This window comes from Variovorax sp. Soil_C_12 (genome assembly GCF_057657375.1).
On record NZ_JBDGIO010000001.1, the window covers coordinates 261,336 to 275,551 of the forward strand.

16 protein-coding genes are annotated in these 14,216 nt (G+C 64.4%); 7 read left to right on the forward strand and 9 right to left on the reverse strand.

Annotated elements, in window-relative coordinates; genetic code table 11:
- From AC3A6X_RS01295 to AC3A6X_RS01335, 9 genes are all read right to left on the reverse strand, one after another.
- Nucleotides 1-1,914, reverse strand: coding sequence for an ORC-CDC6 family AAA ATPase (locus AC3A6X_RS01295; RefSeq protein ID WP_487840465.1), 1,914 nt, complete (start codon nt 1,912-1,914; stop codon nt 1-3).
- A complete protein-coding gene (locus AC3A6X_RS01300) occupies nt 1,914-3,047 on the reverse strand; it encodes a phosphoribosyltransferase-like protein (RefSeq protein ID WP_487840466.1) in 1,134 nt (377 codons plus the stop codon). Before AC3A6X_RS01300 ends, AC3A6X_RS01295 begins: the two co-directional genes overlap by 1 nt.
- Nucleotides 3,013-4,998, reverse strand: coding sequence for an HAD family hydrolase (locus tag AC3A6X_RS01305; protein ID WP_487840467.1), 1,986 nt, complete (start codon nt 4,996-4,998; stop codon nt 3,013-3,015). The genes AC3A6X_RS01300 and AC3A6X_RS01305 overlap by 35 nt, the downstream gene beginning before the upstream one ends.
- Nucleotides 4,995-5,597: a riboflavin biosynthesis intermediates N-glycosidase gene (gene ybiA, locus AC3A6X_RS01310; protein ID WP_487840468.1), complete on the reverse strand. Its 603-nt coding sequence runs from the start codon at nt 5,595-5,597 to the stop codon at nt 4,995-4,997. The genes AC3A6X_RS01305 and ybiA overlap by 4 nt, the downstream gene beginning before the upstream one ends.
- On the reverse strand, nt 5,594-5,791 hold the full coding sequence (locus AC3A6X_RS01315) for a type II toxin-antitoxin system antitoxin (protein WP_487840469.1): 198 nt from the start codon (nt 5,789-5,791) through the stop codon (nt 5,594-5,596). The genes ybiA and AC3A6X_RS01315 overlap by 4 nt, the downstream gene beginning before the upstream one ends.
- 664 nt (nt 5,792-6,455) lie before the next feature.
- Nucleotides 6,456-6,743, reverse strand: a complete 288-nt coding sequence (locus AC3A6X_RS01320; RefSeq protein ID WP_487840470.1) for a hypothetical protein — start codon at nt 6,741-6,743, stop codon at nt 6,456-6,458.
- The gene (locus tag AC3A6X_RS01325; protein WP_487840471.1) at nt 6,727-7,083 is read right to left on the reverse strand and encodes a hypothetical protein; all 357 of its coding nucleotides are present in this window, start codon (nt 7,081-7,083) and stop codon (nt 6,727-6,729) included. The genes AC3A6X_RS01320 and AC3A6X_RS01325 overlap by 17 nt, the downstream gene beginning before the upstream one ends.
- Nucleotides 7,080-7,979: a ParB/RepB/Spo0J family partition protein gene (locus AC3A6X_RS01330; protein ID WP_487840472.1), complete on the reverse strand. Its 900-nt coding sequence runs from the start codon at nt 7,977-7,979 to the stop codon at nt 7,080-7,082. Before AC3A6X_RS01330 ends, AC3A6X_RS01325 begins: the two co-directional genes overlap by 4 nt.
- Nucleotides 7,976-8,776: a ParA family protein gene (locus AC3A6X_RS01335; protein ID WP_487840473.1), complete on the reverse strand. Its 801-nt coding sequence runs from the start codon at nt 8,774-8,776 to the stop codon at nt 7,976-7,978. Before AC3A6X_RS01335 ends, AC3A6X_RS01330 begins: the two co-directional genes overlap by 4 nt.
- Before the next feature lie 330 nt (nt 8,777-9,106).
- Here AC3A6X_RS01335 and AC3A6X_RS01340 point away from each other — a divergent pair, with 330 nt between their 5' ends.
- The 7 genes from AC3A6X_RS01340 (at nt 9,107) to AC3A6X_RS01370 (ending at nt 14,205) form a co-directional block, all read left to right on the forward strand.
- On the forward strand, nt 9,107-9,598 hold the full coding sequence (locus AC3A6X_RS01340; RefSeq protein ID WP_487840474.1) for a hypothetical protein: 492 nt from the start codon (nt 9,107-9,109) through the stop codon (nt 9,596-9,598).
- Between the two features lie 203 nt (nt 9,599-9,801).
- On the forward strand, nt 9,802-10,041 hold the full coding sequence (locus AC3A6X_RS01345) for a hypothetical protein (protein ID WP_487840475.1): 240 nt from the start codon (nt 9,802-9,804) through the stop codon (nt 10,039-10,041).
- Between the two features lie 50 nt (nt 10,042-10,091).
- Entirely contained in the window at nt 10,092-10,361 is a 270-nt protein-coding gene (locus tag AC3A6X_RS01350; RefSeq protein WP_487841076.1) for a TrbC/VirB2 family protein, read from the forward strand.
- A gap of 11 nt (nt 10,362-10,372) precedes the next feature.
- Nucleotides 10,373-10,738 (forward strand): VirB3 family type IV secretion system protein, encoded by a 366-nt coding sequence (locus AC3A6X_RS01355; RefSeq protein WP_487840476.1) that lies wholly within the window; start codon nt 10,373-10,375, stop codon nt 10,736-10,738.
- Nucleotides 10,739-10,747: 9 nt separating this feature from the next.
- Nucleotides 10,748-13,255 (forward strand): VirB4 family type IV secretion/conjugal transfer ATPase, encoded by a 2,508-nt coding sequence (locus AC3A6X_RS01360; protein WP_487840477.1) that lies wholly within the window; start codon nt 10,748-10,750, stop codon nt 13,253-13,255.
- The gene (locus AC3A6X_RS01365) at nt 13,248-13,982 is read left to right on the forward strand and encodes a TrbJ/VirB5 family protein (protein ID WP_487840478.1); all 735 of its coding nucleotides are present in this window, start codon (nt 13,248-13,250) and stop codon (nt 13,980-13,982) included. Before AC3A6X_RS01360 ends, AC3A6X_RS01365 begins: the two co-directional genes overlap by 8 nt.
- A gap of 4 nt (nt 13,983-13,986) precedes the next feature.
- Nucleotides 13,987-14,205: a hypothetical protein gene (locus tag AC3A6X_RS01370; protein WP_487840479.1), complete on the forward strand. Its 219-nt coding sequence runs from the start codon at nt 13,987-13,989 to the stop codon at nt 14,203-14,205.
- Nucleotides 14,206-14,216: the final 11 nt, after the last annotated feature.

The window sequence follows — 14,216 nt, forward strand, 5'->3', positions numbered from 1 at the left end:
CTAGCTTGTCTCCAGGCTCTTACGACCGGGCGTGAGGCGACGCTCCATCCACCTCATCAGCTCACCCACGGAAACGTCGCGCCATCCACCCATTTGCAATGGAAGGCAGTAGTGGGCGCACAGCGATCGGTTGAGGTAGAAGATGGTCCCGCTGTCGCGCGACCCAGTGGCTTGGCTCTCCCTTTGCACCAGCAAGTTTTCCGCTGCACATTCGGCCAACACGCGTTGCAGGGCGAGTCCTGATGGACCGAAGGCACCAGGCGCAGTCAGTTTGGCCAACTCAGCACGCGAAAGTCGCACCCCCGTCACGCCGGGGGCATAGGGCGCATTTGGCGCGAATGTTTGGTCGTAGCAGAACGCGCCGATGGAGTCGAGGAGTCGTTGGGCCCGGGTACCTTCGGTATGCGACTTGGGAATGAAGTCGCGCTTGCGGCCGGCAGCCTCGCGAAGCAGCTTGTCCTGTTCCAGAGGCGAGAGAATGGGTTCGGACTTGCGAAGCACCTGCTTTGCTTGCAGGCCGACATAAAGTGCTGCCGCGAGCGCCAGCAATTCCTCGACATTGCTCGTGGCCATCACGCACAAGCGGTCGAATCCGAAGTAGTACGGGATGCCCAGTTCTTCGTGCATGAACAGCTCCGCGGCGCTGCGGACTTGGGAACTGTCACGGTCTTCAAGCTCTTCCTCGGTCAAGGTCAGGTCCAGGGACAATTGGCGCTTGGACTCGTCCCGCACCAGCAGGATTCGCGTGACATAGAGCTCCAGCAGCGACTCCAGATTCTGGTCTGACGTGTACTGGTCCGCCCTTGCCAGCCATTGGGCATAACGCTGCTTGGATTGGTGGCGCTCCACTTCGTTGCGGAAGCGCTCGATGCCCGCAGCAACCTGGATTCGCACCTCGCTGCTGACCAGTTCGTCACGCAGGCATTGGGTGAACGACCCCACCGGCACCGTGTCCTGGTTCTTCATACGTCGATCAAGGATGTTCTGCGCATAGGAGACGAACTGGTTCATCCCCTTGGGATCGCTCCACATCCGGTCCAAGTTGTATTCGCGCAGGTCGCGGCCTTCGCGGGCACCTTGCGACAGCAGTTCAGTCCCCAGCGCGACGGTGCGCTCGGCCAACCAGATCGGAATGGACGGGCGCATCACCGTCAGCTCGTCTACCAAGAGCGCTCGTTGCTTGCGGCGCAGCTTGTGCATGTCGTCGATCATCAGGAGCCGTTTGCCGCCGACGTCCCGCCCCTCGTGGTGGAAGGCGACGGATTGCAACCAAAGCACGCCCTCAAATCGGACCTGGGCAGGTAGAGCCGTGTTGACAGGCCCCATGAACGTGTCAAGCTGCGCATAGACTTGCTGCTCGTGTTCCTCGGCCCAAGTCGCCAATTCCAATGCGTTCGTGATTCCCGGGATGCCCTGCAGGCCAGGCAGAGTCGAATGGTCGAGCGTCACCTCCGCCAGCTGCTCTGGGGCGCTGAAGCCCAGCAGTGCGCCCAGGCTGCGCAGTGTGCGCAGCACGATCCGGCAATCTAGCAGCGCTCGGAAAAGCCCCTCCTGCTGCAAGCCCTCGCTGGAGGGCAGATCGGCATAACCGGACGCGCAGCTGAGATAGACACCCAGCAGTTGCGGGCTCTCGCCTTCGGTCAGCAATCCGCGGTTGAGCAGCTTCTGGAACGACTCGGACAGTTCGGGGCGATTGCGGGAATGCCAAAACGCGCGCAACGCCGGCGGCGTGAACGCGCGCAGAAGCGTCGTTTTCCCGGCACCTGGCGAGCTACGGAACACGTGCACGGCGCCATCAAAGGCATCCTCCGCCAGCTTCTCGAGAATCTTCGGAGAGAACAGGCGAACGAACTCCGTATCAGAGGTCGTGCGCTCTGACATGCGCTCCAAAAAAGGATTGGCGTTGTAGGCCATCAGAACTCCCGATGACGGCTGACGCGGGGGAATAGCCCGTGCGGCTTGAACTGCTCCGGTCCCCATAGCAAGAACACCGAATTGTTCGGCGTGTTATGGCCTAACACCACCGGCAATGCGCATCCGGCAAAGCCTAGGCTGGCATCGTCGGTTCCACCGACAAGGAAGTGCTTATCGACCACGCTGTTGTTGCTGTAGGCCGGGTTGGCTAGCAGAGCCTGCATCTCGGGGCTGCTATCGAACGTGAGAGAGACCTCGGGCTCGATCGGGCACAGGACCCGCACCTGAAGTGGCTTGTAGCCATGGTCCGTCGTGAACCGCTCGGACCAATATTCGATGTGGTCGATCGCCTGACGCGTCGCGGTGTACAGCATCAAAAACACTTCGTAATGCGATGGATCGACCATGCCACGCTGGTGAAGCCGCTGATAGATCTTCGGCAGCTTGCCCTTGAATCGGCGCGAGACATTGTCATAGCGGATGTAGGTGTTGCCGCTGCCTGAGAAGTCGTCCAGCAGCCAGATCAAATTGAAGCGCGGATCCTCAGATGCGAAGCCGGCGCGTTGCAGCGACGCGCCGAGATCCTGGAGCATGTCTTCGGCCTTCTCATCGCCCAATTCGTAGGCCTGCCAAATCTGCTCGTTGCCGATCTCACCATCGCTGGCGCGTCGCAGCTCGTTGGTGCGCGCACCATCGCTCAGGCCGAGGTACAACGACGTCAGACACATTTGCTCGAAGCGCCGATGGCGAGCGATTTCCTGGACTCTGAACGACGGAATCTCGTGCTCCTCGGATACCAACCGCATGCGTTCCTGAACGATCCAGTCACGGTAGGCGGTACGAACCAGATGGGAGAATTCATCGTCGGAGATAAACACCAGGTGATCTAGGACCAGTCGCAAAGCGGTCTGTCGATCCTGCGGCTCGAATTGGCGGAGCCACAACGCAAGGCTCTCAATGAATCGGCGTCCCGGGCCGAACCGTTGGTAATGGTCGTACTTGAAGTCGGCCAGCAGTTGCAGGGTCGACAACACTTGGGGCACGGTTTCCAAGTCCTCCCATCCCATCACCTTGGCCAGCAGTTTGGCGGCGTTTTGATCACGCATCTTGGGCACCCCTGCTGTCGGCTGCATCCGGGAAATCCAGGCGAAACACGCCGCTCTCCTCAAGCACCATCCGCTCCAAGTACCACAACGCAGCATCGACGTCGCGCTTTTCGGCCGGCGCAAGCTTCCAAGCCCGGTCCAACCGACGCGAGGGCATGTCCACACTCAGCGAGTACCGGTGTTCCAGCAGTGCAGCATCGTTGCCCGGCCACGCACCCTGGTCGCCCATCGTCAGGATTTCGTAAGGGTCGACCTTGTCCTTTTGGATGATGTCCGCCACGAGAGCAGACTTGCTCACACCCTTGGCAAGGATGTCTACGGAGTGTTTGCTGCGAACCATGGTTGAGAGATCGAGGCCCGCTTGGCGCAACGCGTCGGCAATCACGAACCACATGCCATCGGTCGCCAGACCCTCGCGGAAGCGAACACTGACCTGAAAGGGATGGGTCGTGCGATGAGCCAGAATGGGCACCCCCAGGGACTTCAAGCGCACCACGATGCGAGTCACGTGGCTGAGAAACTCGCTGGTTTCGGCTGCCGGGTTCGGTGGCACATCCGCCGCGGCGATCCAGCCGCCGTTGTACAGGGCGAGCCTGATCTTGGGCAGGACGTCGTGTGGTATGACGTCTTCCAGGCAGGACTGGATCGAGCCCCCTCGCCCCGAAGCGACTCCGACGACGATGCCGGCCCGGGCCAACCTCACGAGATGATCCACAACGCTGGGCGGCGGCGGACCATCCTTGCTCTGCGAGCTGCACAGCGTGCCGTCGTAGTCGAACACCACGGCCTTGAAACGCTGTGTGCGAATCGTGTCTGCAAAAGCACGGGCCGCTCGGCGCATCGCGCCGTGGTCTCGCTGCGAAGGCCAATGGGCACCGAGCACCTCGTACTTGGACTGCTCCTCAGCGGGTCCCGCCGGCATCGGTAACGGGATCACGTCTCGCAGATTCGCATAGTGGATCTCCCGCCCGTAAGTCGGCACTTCGGGGCGACCAGGGTCGGTACCAAGTTGGCGCCCGACGGAAGCCACCAGGTGCATCTGCGCTACCAAGCCCGCGATTAGGTGAACGGGATCGGCACCGGACAAAGACATCGTCAGTGTCGGAATGCCGCTGGGGAACTTGCTGCGCATTCCATCCCACAGCTTGTCCAGCGAAGGCTCCACCAGAGCAAGGATGGCGCAGTCCTGCGGACGCTGTGCGAGCCACAAGTGTCGACCATGGGCATAAGAACGCAGATCGGTCAGTTGAATGTGCAGAAGCGCACCCTCAGAAAGCTTCGACTCCAAGTCAATCGCGATGGCTCGCAGCAAGGGCGAGTAGACGACGGTGAGAACGCCACGCCGCACCGCCTCGGCGATGAATGGCTGGGCTGCTTCGAGCCACTCTTGTACGCTTTGCTCGCCTACCCGCAATGCTGCGATGTCTGGAGGCATTGGCTGCCGAAAGCCGTTGAGTTCGCCGTAAGCCCGCGCCACCAGGACCGCATCGAGCAGCAGACTGTTGGTGGCCAGATAGCCGTCCTTTTTCGCCAGTTCGAAAACGTAGGGCTTCACGCCTGGCAGCGCCTGAACGTGCGTCATCAAAGGGCTGTCCTGCCGGTTGGTCAAGACGTGGACCGTCCGCGAACTGAACCGGCGTGCCCGTTCGAGCGCTTCAATGATGTCAGGGTTCTTGCCTTCGGCGGACACGAGGAAGACCGGGCTCGACGAAGCCAACGCCGGAGTGCAGATGATCTCCAGCGGCGTCGAGGGCCGAGAGACCCGGCCGGTGTAGGCCTCATGGAGGCTGCACAGCAAAGACGCTACGGTGAATGATCCTCCCGAGCCGACGCCAATCATGCTGGCTTCGGCCGTACTGGCGATCGCGAGCTTCAACGCCTCAATGTCGGCAGCGCATGCCGCCGAGTAGCTGTTCCCCAATTGCGCAAGCTCGCCCTCGTAATGATTGGGCGCGGACAGCATGTTTGCGGCGGTCATGCGATCGCGGTCACCCGCTTGGCGGGCCTCGGGCTTGCCGAAGTCTTTTTGGATGCGGCCGTCTTCTTCGCGGCGGGTACGCTCGCCGGGCGCTGCTTCGCGTACTCCGTTCGAAGTTCCATCAGCATCACCCCCAACATGTTCTCGCCCTTGCCATCCACCTCGCCCCAGAGTCGATTGACGGCGTTGTTGACGGTCCCGGCCTCAACTAGTCTGGCCTCGCCAGTGGACAGCAGCAACTCTCGCAAATCAGTGTGCTGGTCGAATTTCGCGCGTAGCACGGCGCGCATCCGGTCGAACTTGATCTGAGCCCAATCGGGCACCACGTCCCACACATACAGGCCGTGCGCGGCCATCGCAGCCAGGGCAGGCGTCGGTGCGCTGAGAATCCATTGGCGAACCGCGGGCTTGAGCGCCTTGCCTGCCTGATACGCGTGCTCCGAGGTGGGATACATCGTCCCCTCAAACTCAATCGGCCGCTTGAACAGGTTGCTGAACGCGCCATACGGCTTCTCATTGGCGCGATAGAAGCGAATTTCCTGGATGGCAGCGCTCTGAGCGGCGGGACGTCTGCGCGCCGTCTGCGGCATCTTGGTCATTGGCGAGATTCCTTGGCAAAGTGTTCGGGGCTCAGTCCCAGCGTCCGGCAATGATTGACGATGAGCACCTCCAGAAAGCTGGTGAGGCTGCGGTGCTCGTGCTCTGCCGCAGCCTCGGCCGCGGCTTTGATCTTGGGGTCGAGCCGGACCGTGAGCGTGGCGGTTTTGACCTTTGGACGGCGCGTGGTGGCCATAGGCTGGTGATGCTGTGAGCCGAAACAGAAAGGCTTAAATGTACTGCACTCAGCAGTGCAAATGGGAGCGTGGAGCAGCAGTTCTTGACGGGTCGCCAGTCCATACGAGAGCTCACCCTCGAGGCGCCGGAAGTCCAGCCACCGCGGCGCACACTTCCCATGACGCCTCCCTCACGGACATGCAGATCATCAGGCAGCCGCCGCTCCAGCACCTCGGGCAGCCAACCCATGGCCGCCCTGTGGCTGCTGGCTGCTGGCACGCGCGAGCTCAAGGCCCGACCCGCCCTGCCCTCCCCCTTGCTTTTCTTGTTGATCCTATAGGGGTCACATCCTCAACGCTGCCACCCAGACCGAAGCCCGCACCAGCGACAAACGCAAGACCGCTGTCAGTCCCTTCGACGCAGCGCTCGCTGCGGCATGCAATAGCGCTCGTGAAATCGCCTCGAGAAATGGGCGGGGGAACTGAAACCGCAACGAGCGAGGCATCGATGATGGGTGGGCAGCCGTGAAGTACCGGTCCAAGAGGTCGCCTATCCGTGAGGTCGCGGCGCTCGTCCAGGGCAGCGAAATTGCTGTACTGGACAAGGCTCCCCATTCCGCATATTTCGAGTAGCCCGAGGAGTTCGCCTCGAATTTGCTGCTTCAGCGCGGCTGACCGGAACGTTCAGCCCTGCATCCGCTCCATGTACCGTTCGAAAGCCCGCTGCGCCGCCTCGACGGCCTCCACCGGTCCCCGCAACGTCACTTCGGCCTCGCCCGCCGGCAGCGCCAGGTCCAGCACCGCCTTGCGGATCGCATAGATGCGCTGAAGGATGAGGCCGTACTCGGCTGCCAGCAGCTTGGGCCGATCGCCTTCGATGAACAGCCGCCGCGCGATCTCCAGCGTGCGCGGATCGAATCGCCGTTGCCTGGCGATCCGCTGCAACTCGGCCTCGTCAACGCTCGCAGTCATGGTAAGACAGCGACATAAAGAGACTCATGACCCCCAGGTAGCACCAGTAGAGCACCAGCGCACCGACCGAGAACGCCAGCATGCCCCAGCGCGGGAAACGCGGATCGCCGATCAGGAACCCGAAGATCATCGTCACCAGGAAGCCCAGGAACGCCAACGGCACCAGCACCGCCCGGATCACGGGCTCGCCCAGCACCAGGATCGCGCAGGTCACGCATCGAAGCACCTGCCAGGCCGCATGGACGACCCATCCCAGGGCCGTGCCCACCCACCCGGCAGGGCTGCCCACGAATCCAGGGCCCTGCGGCTTTGCCGCTCGCCCAGTCTGCAGATCCGTCATGTTGTTTCCTCCGTCGCCCAGCATACGAGCCTCAGTGCGGCCAGCGGCACGGCGCGGCGCGAGCCATCCCCGAACCGGACCTCGCCGACATCGCCATCGCGCGCTTTGATCCGAAGCGATCCCCGGCGCCCTTCATGTTCCACGACCAGCACGGTGCGCCCGCCACTCACCGTCTGCGCGCTGCGCACCGAATTCCCTGCCCACGCCTCGGCGCCCTGTGCCCGCGCAAGCAGGGCCTCCACATTCGCCCGGCTCACCACATCCGGCCCCTGCACGACGGCCCGAACGACTTCCGGCGCCTCTCGGCCCGCCGAGACCAGCCGATAGAGCGTGCGCACGTCCTCGCCGACCCGGCCCTCCCGCACGGCCTGGCGCAAATCCTCCGAGGCCCCCATCAAGGCCGCCGCCTCGGTGATGAACGAACGCGGCTTGGCCAGCCGGCGCGCGATCTCCGCGCGCGTGATCCCTTCGCGCTCGCGCGCCGCGATGAACTGCGCCAGGTCGAGAGCCGACATGTCTTCACGATGCAGGTTCTCGGCCGCCTGCGCAAACGGATCGATCCGCTCGTCGATGAAGACCGGCACCGTCTTCAAGCCTGCGCGCCGCGCCGCGCGGATCCGCCGCTCCCCGCGATTGACGATGTAACGGCCCTGCGCGCTTGCGTTCGACCGCACCGACACCGGCTCCAGCACGCCGTGCAAGCGGATCGACGCGCTCAGCTCGTCGATGCTCTCCTCGCGGAAGCTGCGCCGTGGCTGCTCCGGATCGAAGTCGATCAGGTCCAGGTCGACGTGCACCGCCGCCGCAGGCGCCGACACGCCCTCAGCCGCCGCGAGCAGGTCCGAGGGCCGGAACTGCGCCAGCGCACTCAAGTCCAGGGCATCCCGATCGCTCATAAGGCAACCTCGCGCGAAACGACCTGTTGCGGCGCCTCGATGCGCGACTGCAGCAGCATGAAGGCCTGCCTGAGCTCCGCGCTGGCCTCGCGCGCCGAACTCCTGGCCAGTTCCCATACCGCCTTGCCTTCAGCCAGCGCCTCGGGTATCGCGGATCGGGTCGAGATGCGCGCCGGCACCACGAAATCCGGATAGCGCGAGGCCAGCTGCTGTATCGCCGCCTTCTGGCGCACGGAGTGCGCGTTGAAGCGGTTCAAGATGATGCCGGCCAGCTCCAGCTTCGGGTTGTAGCGCTGGCGAATACCGAAGATCGTCTTGAGCATGTCGGTGACGCCGTCGATGCTGTACTCCTCCAGCTCGATGGGGCACACCACGCGTGTGGCCGCAATCAACGCCGCGCTCATGCGCAGGCCCAGCGCCGGCGGCGTGTCGATCACCACCGTGTCGAAACGCTGCACCAGTTGCGCGACGCTCCTGCGGAATGCCGGCACGACCGTCTCAGGCTTGGCCAGCTCGACGTCTGCGAGCTTCTTCGAGGCAGCGATCAGCACGACGGGGCACTGCGAGGCCATCGCACGCATCGGCGCCATGGCCGTCGCCGCGCCCGCGAACAGATCCACCGCCAGCGCGCCGGCATCGAAGCCGCGCAGCGTCTTGGACGCATTGCCCTGCGTGTCCAGGTCGATCACGCACACGGACTGGCGATGCACGTCGGAAAGCCAGAGCGCATAGAGCACCGACAGCGTCGACTTGCCGACGCCGCCCTTTTGATTACCAAAGACTACAACATGCCCCATCACTGCACCTCGCTGCGTCGCCCGCGCCGGCATCCATAGCGCTACGAGACGTAAAGCTCATTACCGAATTCTCAATGTGGGTTGCGAGCCTCACAGCACCTGACGTTCCGCTGCCTCGCGCCAACTCCCCAGAGAAATCACGCAGTTAGCGTAGTCCGGCCAATTTCAATTGTCTAGATACTCTATAGCTAACTATAGGAATTCGATTGCGACGATTTGTTGACAGGCGCGGGCGGCCTGGCAGACAGTGCGCCCATGCGAGTCGGGAGTGGTCATCTGCGAGCATCTGGCGGACCGGCATGGCTCCGTGCATCGTTGCGACATGCCACGATGCTAGTCACGCTGCTGGGATGGCTTGCCTGCACGTGTGCAGCGCTGGCGCAGCCTTCAACCGCTGCGCACACCATCGCTCCCACCGAACAGGCGGCGCGCGACAGCGATCGCGTGGAGATCCTGCGCCAGGAACTCAGGAAGTCCGAGGCGTTGCTCGAGACCCTGGGCCGCCGCAAGACCGAGCGTCTCGCGGCGTCGGATTTCTCCGAGGTCACCGAGGCCGAGGAGCGGCACGCCCGCACCCTCGTCGACATCGCCGGCCTCAAGCGGGAGTTGGCAAGCGCCATGCGCACAGCCACGCCAACAACTGCGCAGACCCCAGCCTGGGCCGTAGGCAAGCCGGCCACCGCGCGATCGCCCGCCCCAAAGGCATCGCCCGCGCCTCCCTGGTGGGACGTCTACGGCAAGGGCCGCCGCGCCGAGCCCACCACATCGATTTCGCTGGCCCCGCCCGCCGGGGCGATCCCGCGAACTGTTTCAGCCCGCTGACTGGAGTAGCGCCATGCACAACGCCGCGACTGCTGGTACTTTCGTTCACAATATTGCATTACCCCACCTCTACACGCTTGCCCATGACCTCTGCGGTACGGCCCAAGCCCAATACGAGGGCGAAGACGCCGACCAAGGCCGCCCCTACATCCCGGATCGCGGCTGCACCAGCGCCGCCCAGTCGCGCCTTGCCCGCGGGTACCGTGACCCAGCTCGAGCTGGTCGAACTGCTGCACAAGGGTTCCCTCATCGAGATCGTCATTGCGGAAGTGGAGCCCGCCCGCTACCAGATGCACCTGGTGGTGGTTTGGCACTTCGGGCGCAGCATCCTTGCCGGCTCCTCCGGCCAGCCGCGGACCTTCCGCAGCCTGGACACGCTGCGGCTGCATCTCAAGACCCTGGGCATCGGCAGCACGCTGGTGCGCCTCGAGCTGCTGGCGTAGATCCCCGCGGCGCGGCCGGCCTCCAGGGCCGGGCGGGCCGCCCATTCCGCCTGTTGCTCGCCTGCCTGGTCGCGCTGGGCATGCTGGCCCCGGGGCTGGCCCTGGCCGGCAGCCCCTTTGCCACGGGCGCCAACGCCACCCAGCAACAGCTCACCTCGATCTTGACGCCGATCGCCGCCGTGGCCGTCATGGTCTCCGGCGCCATGGCCTGGTTCGGGCGCCTGAGCTGGTGGTGGATGGTGGCGGTGGTGATCGGCACCGTGCTGGTCTTTGGCGGTCCCCAGATCGTCTCCTGGATCCGGGGCCTTTTCGGGGTCTGAAGGAGCACGCCGTGCACCGCAACCCGGGCATCGTGGCGGACACGCTCTTCGTCGGGATGACGCGCCCGTCCATGATCTGGGGCGTCACCTACGCGGCCATGATGTTCAACGTCATGGTCACGACCGAGTCCTTCATCGTGACGAAGAACCTCGCCTGGCTGCTGGCATTCGTGCCGATCCATGGCCTGCTCTACCTGGTGTGCCTGTACGAGCCGAGGTTCTTCGACCTGGTGCAGTTGTGGGGCCGCACGCGCCTGCCGGCCCTGCTCGGCGGCAACCTGCGCTTCTGGCGGGCCAACTCGTACAGCCCGCTGGCCATCGACATGCCGGATGTCTCGGGCCGGCGGCACGCGCGCGCCGTGCCCACCGTGCTGTGAGGCAAGGCCATGCTGTTGCTGTCGCGCGCCGAGGCCACATTGCGCCGGGAAGTGAGCGCCGCGGCCATGATTCCGCTGGTCGCCCACGTGGACGAGCATGTGGCCCGCACCCGTGCGGGCGACTATGTCCAGACGCTGCGCCTGGCCGGCGCAAGTTTCGAGAGCGCGGATGACGAGGACCTCAACAGCTGGCACGAGCGCCTGAACGTCCTGCTGCGCAACATCGCCTCGCCCAACCTGGCCATCTGGGCCCATGTCGTGCGCCGGCGCGAGACCGGCTACCCGGTCGGGCGCACCGTCCCGGGCTTCGCCTGCGAAGTCGAGCAGCGCTACCGCCAGAAAATGGCCGGCGAGCGGCTGATGGTCAACGAGCTGTACCTGTCAGTCGTCTATCGGCCGCAGCCCACACGCGTCGGCAATGCGGCACTGCGCCTGCTCAAGCGCACCGACCCGGAAAGTGCCCGTGCCGAGATGCGCGACTCGCTGGACGCCTGCACCAAGCTGCGCCAGGAGTTGCTGGCCTCGCTGGAGCGCTACGACGCCGAGGCGCTGGGCGTCTACCGGATCGAGGGCGTCGCTGTGCTCTTCTCCGCGCTGGTGGAGTTCCATGGCCTCCTGATCAACGGCGAGTGGCAGCGCATGCCCCTGCCGCGCTCGCCCGTGAACGAGGTCCTGGCCACGACCCGGCCCTTCTTCGGCAACGAGGCCATGGAGTACCGCACCGGCACGCAGACGCGCATCGGAGCCTTCCTCGGCATCAAGGAGTACCCCACGCCCACGGCGCCCGGGATGTTCGGCGCCCTGCTGACGGCGCCCTTCCCCTTCGTCCTGACCCAGAGCTTCACCTTCCTGGCCAAGGGCACCGCCACCGACATGATGAACCGCCAGCACAACCGGATGGCCGCCGCCGGCGACCTGGCGGTGTCGCAGGCCGAGGAGCTCAAGGACGCGCTGGACGACCTAATGAGCAACCGCTTCGTCGTGGGCGATCACCATTTCACGCTGCACGTCCTGGCCGACACCTACGACGGAGTGAGCGAAGCCGAGGGCCGGCCGCGCCTGAAGCAGCTCAACGACAACGTCGCCCACGCCCGCTACCTGCTCGGCGACACCGGGATGGTGGTGGCACGCGAGGACCTGGCGCTGGAGGCGGCCTTCTGGTCCCAGTTGCCCGGCAACTTCGGCTACCGCACCCGCAAGGCGCCGATCACCAGCCGCAACTTCGCGGCCATGTCCCCCTTCCACAACTTTCCGACCGGCCGGGCCACCGGCAACTACTGGGGCGATGCGCTGGCGATGCTCATGACCCGCGCAGGCTCGCCCTACTACTTCTCCCTGCACGCCAGCGACCCGCGCAGCCCGGACGGCGGCAGCCGCCGGGACGTGGGCCACATCACAGGCGTCGGGCCGGTGGGCACCGGCAAGACGACCTTCCTGGGCTTTTGCATGATCGCGATCTGCAACCGGCTGGACGCCACCCAGGTCATCTTCGACAAGGACGAGGGCCTGCACATCCTCGTGCGGGCGCTCGGCGGCCAGTACCTGCCCTTGAAGAACGGCACGCCGACCGGCTGCAATCCCCTGCAGCTGGATGCCGGCATCGCCGACAACGTCGAGTTCATGCGCCATTGGCTCCGCCGGCTGGTGATGCGCTCGCCCACGGACGCCCTGACGGTGCAGCAGGAGGAAGACCTCGACCAGGCATTGCGCGGCACGCTCAAGCTCGAGTTGCCCTTCCGGCGCCTGTCCCGGCTCATTGCCTTCCTGGATGTGACGGACCCGGAAGGCATGCATGCACGCCTGCGCAAATGGTGCGCCAGCGAGCAAGGCGACTACGCCTGGGTCTTCGACAACGACGCCGACGCGGTGGCGCCGCTGCTGGCCCAGCACAGCCTGGTCGGCTTCGATGTGACCGACTTCCTCGACAACGACGTGGTCCGGGCGCCGCTGACCATGTACCTCTTTCACCTGGTCAACCGCATGGTCGATGGCCGGCCGCTGGTGTGCTGGATGGACGAATTCGCCAGGCTGCTGAGCGATCCGGCCTTCGCGCGCTTCGCCAAGAACGGGCTGGAGACCTGGCGCAAGAAGAACGCCAACCTGGCCACCTTCACCCAGAGCGCGAGCCAAGTGCTGGATTCCGGCATCGCACGAGCCATCATCGAGCAGACACCGACCAAGATTCTTTTTCCGAACCCGGAAGCGGACTACCGCGAATACACCGAGGGTTTCAACCTCACGGACCGCGAGTTCGCGCTCATCAAGCAGGAGCTGGAACCTGGGTCGCGCCAGTTCCTGATCAAGCAGAACCACGTGAGCGTGGTTGCGCAGCTCGACCTCAAGGGCTTCGACGACTTGCTGCACGTGATATCGGGGCGAACCAGCAACGTGCGGCTCATGCGCGAATGCATCGCCCGGCACGGGCCGCACCCGGATCAGTGGCTCGGAGCCTTCCGTGCCGCCCTGTCGGGCCAGTCCGCTCGTTCCCCTTCAAACCAGGAGATCTCCCATGCGTAGGCATCTACTCGCGTTGTTCCTCGCCGCGTCGGCGCTGCTGACGCCCCTGCACGCGCGCGCCGGAATTCCGGTCATCGACTTCGCCGCGGTCGCCAACCTGATTCAGCAGATCATGTACTGGCAGCAGCAGATTTCGGCAATGCAAAAGCAGTTCGACCAATTGCAGGCCTCGAAGGAGCAGTTGCAGCAAACCTACGGCGCGATGACTGGCAGCCGGGGTATGGATCAGCTGTTGTCGACCTCGGATGCGCAGCGCAACTATCTGCCGCAGAACTACAACGACCTGACGAGCTTGGTCAATGGCACCTCGACGGGGTATTCGGGCCTCTCAAGCCAGGTGCAGTCCATCATGAACGCGAACCAGATCCTCACCAGTTCGCAGATGGATGCGCTCAGCCCCGAGATGCGACGGACCGTGGAACAGGGGCGGCAGGCCGCGGCCCTGCTCAACGGCATGACCCGGAGCGCCTATCAGAACACCAGCCAACGCTTCTCCGCGCTGCAGCAACTGATCAACGCCATCGGCCGCACGAACGATCCCAAGGCCATTCAGGAACTCCAGGCTCGGATTCAGGCCGAGCAGAACATGCTCACGAACGAGCAGACCAAGCTGCAGAGCCTCTATCAGATCGCCAAGGCGGAAGAAATAGCCCAGCAGCAGCGCACCCGGGAACAAGTCATCTCGGGCCATGGCGGCTTCTCCAATCGGTTCACTCCAAGTCCCTGAGACCATGTCGAAGCCCATCGTTATCGTCGTCATCGCAGTCGTGGCACTCATTGCCGCTGGCGGTGCCTACCACTTCATGAGCCAGGAGCCAGCGGCAACGTCCACGGCCCCCGCGACCGCAGAGCGCATCGAAGCTCCGGTCGCTCCCACTCCAAGCCTGCCCAAGCCCGATCACGGCAACTTTCAGAAGCGCTTCCAGCCTTCAATGCCGCCCGCCAAGTAATCCACGACACA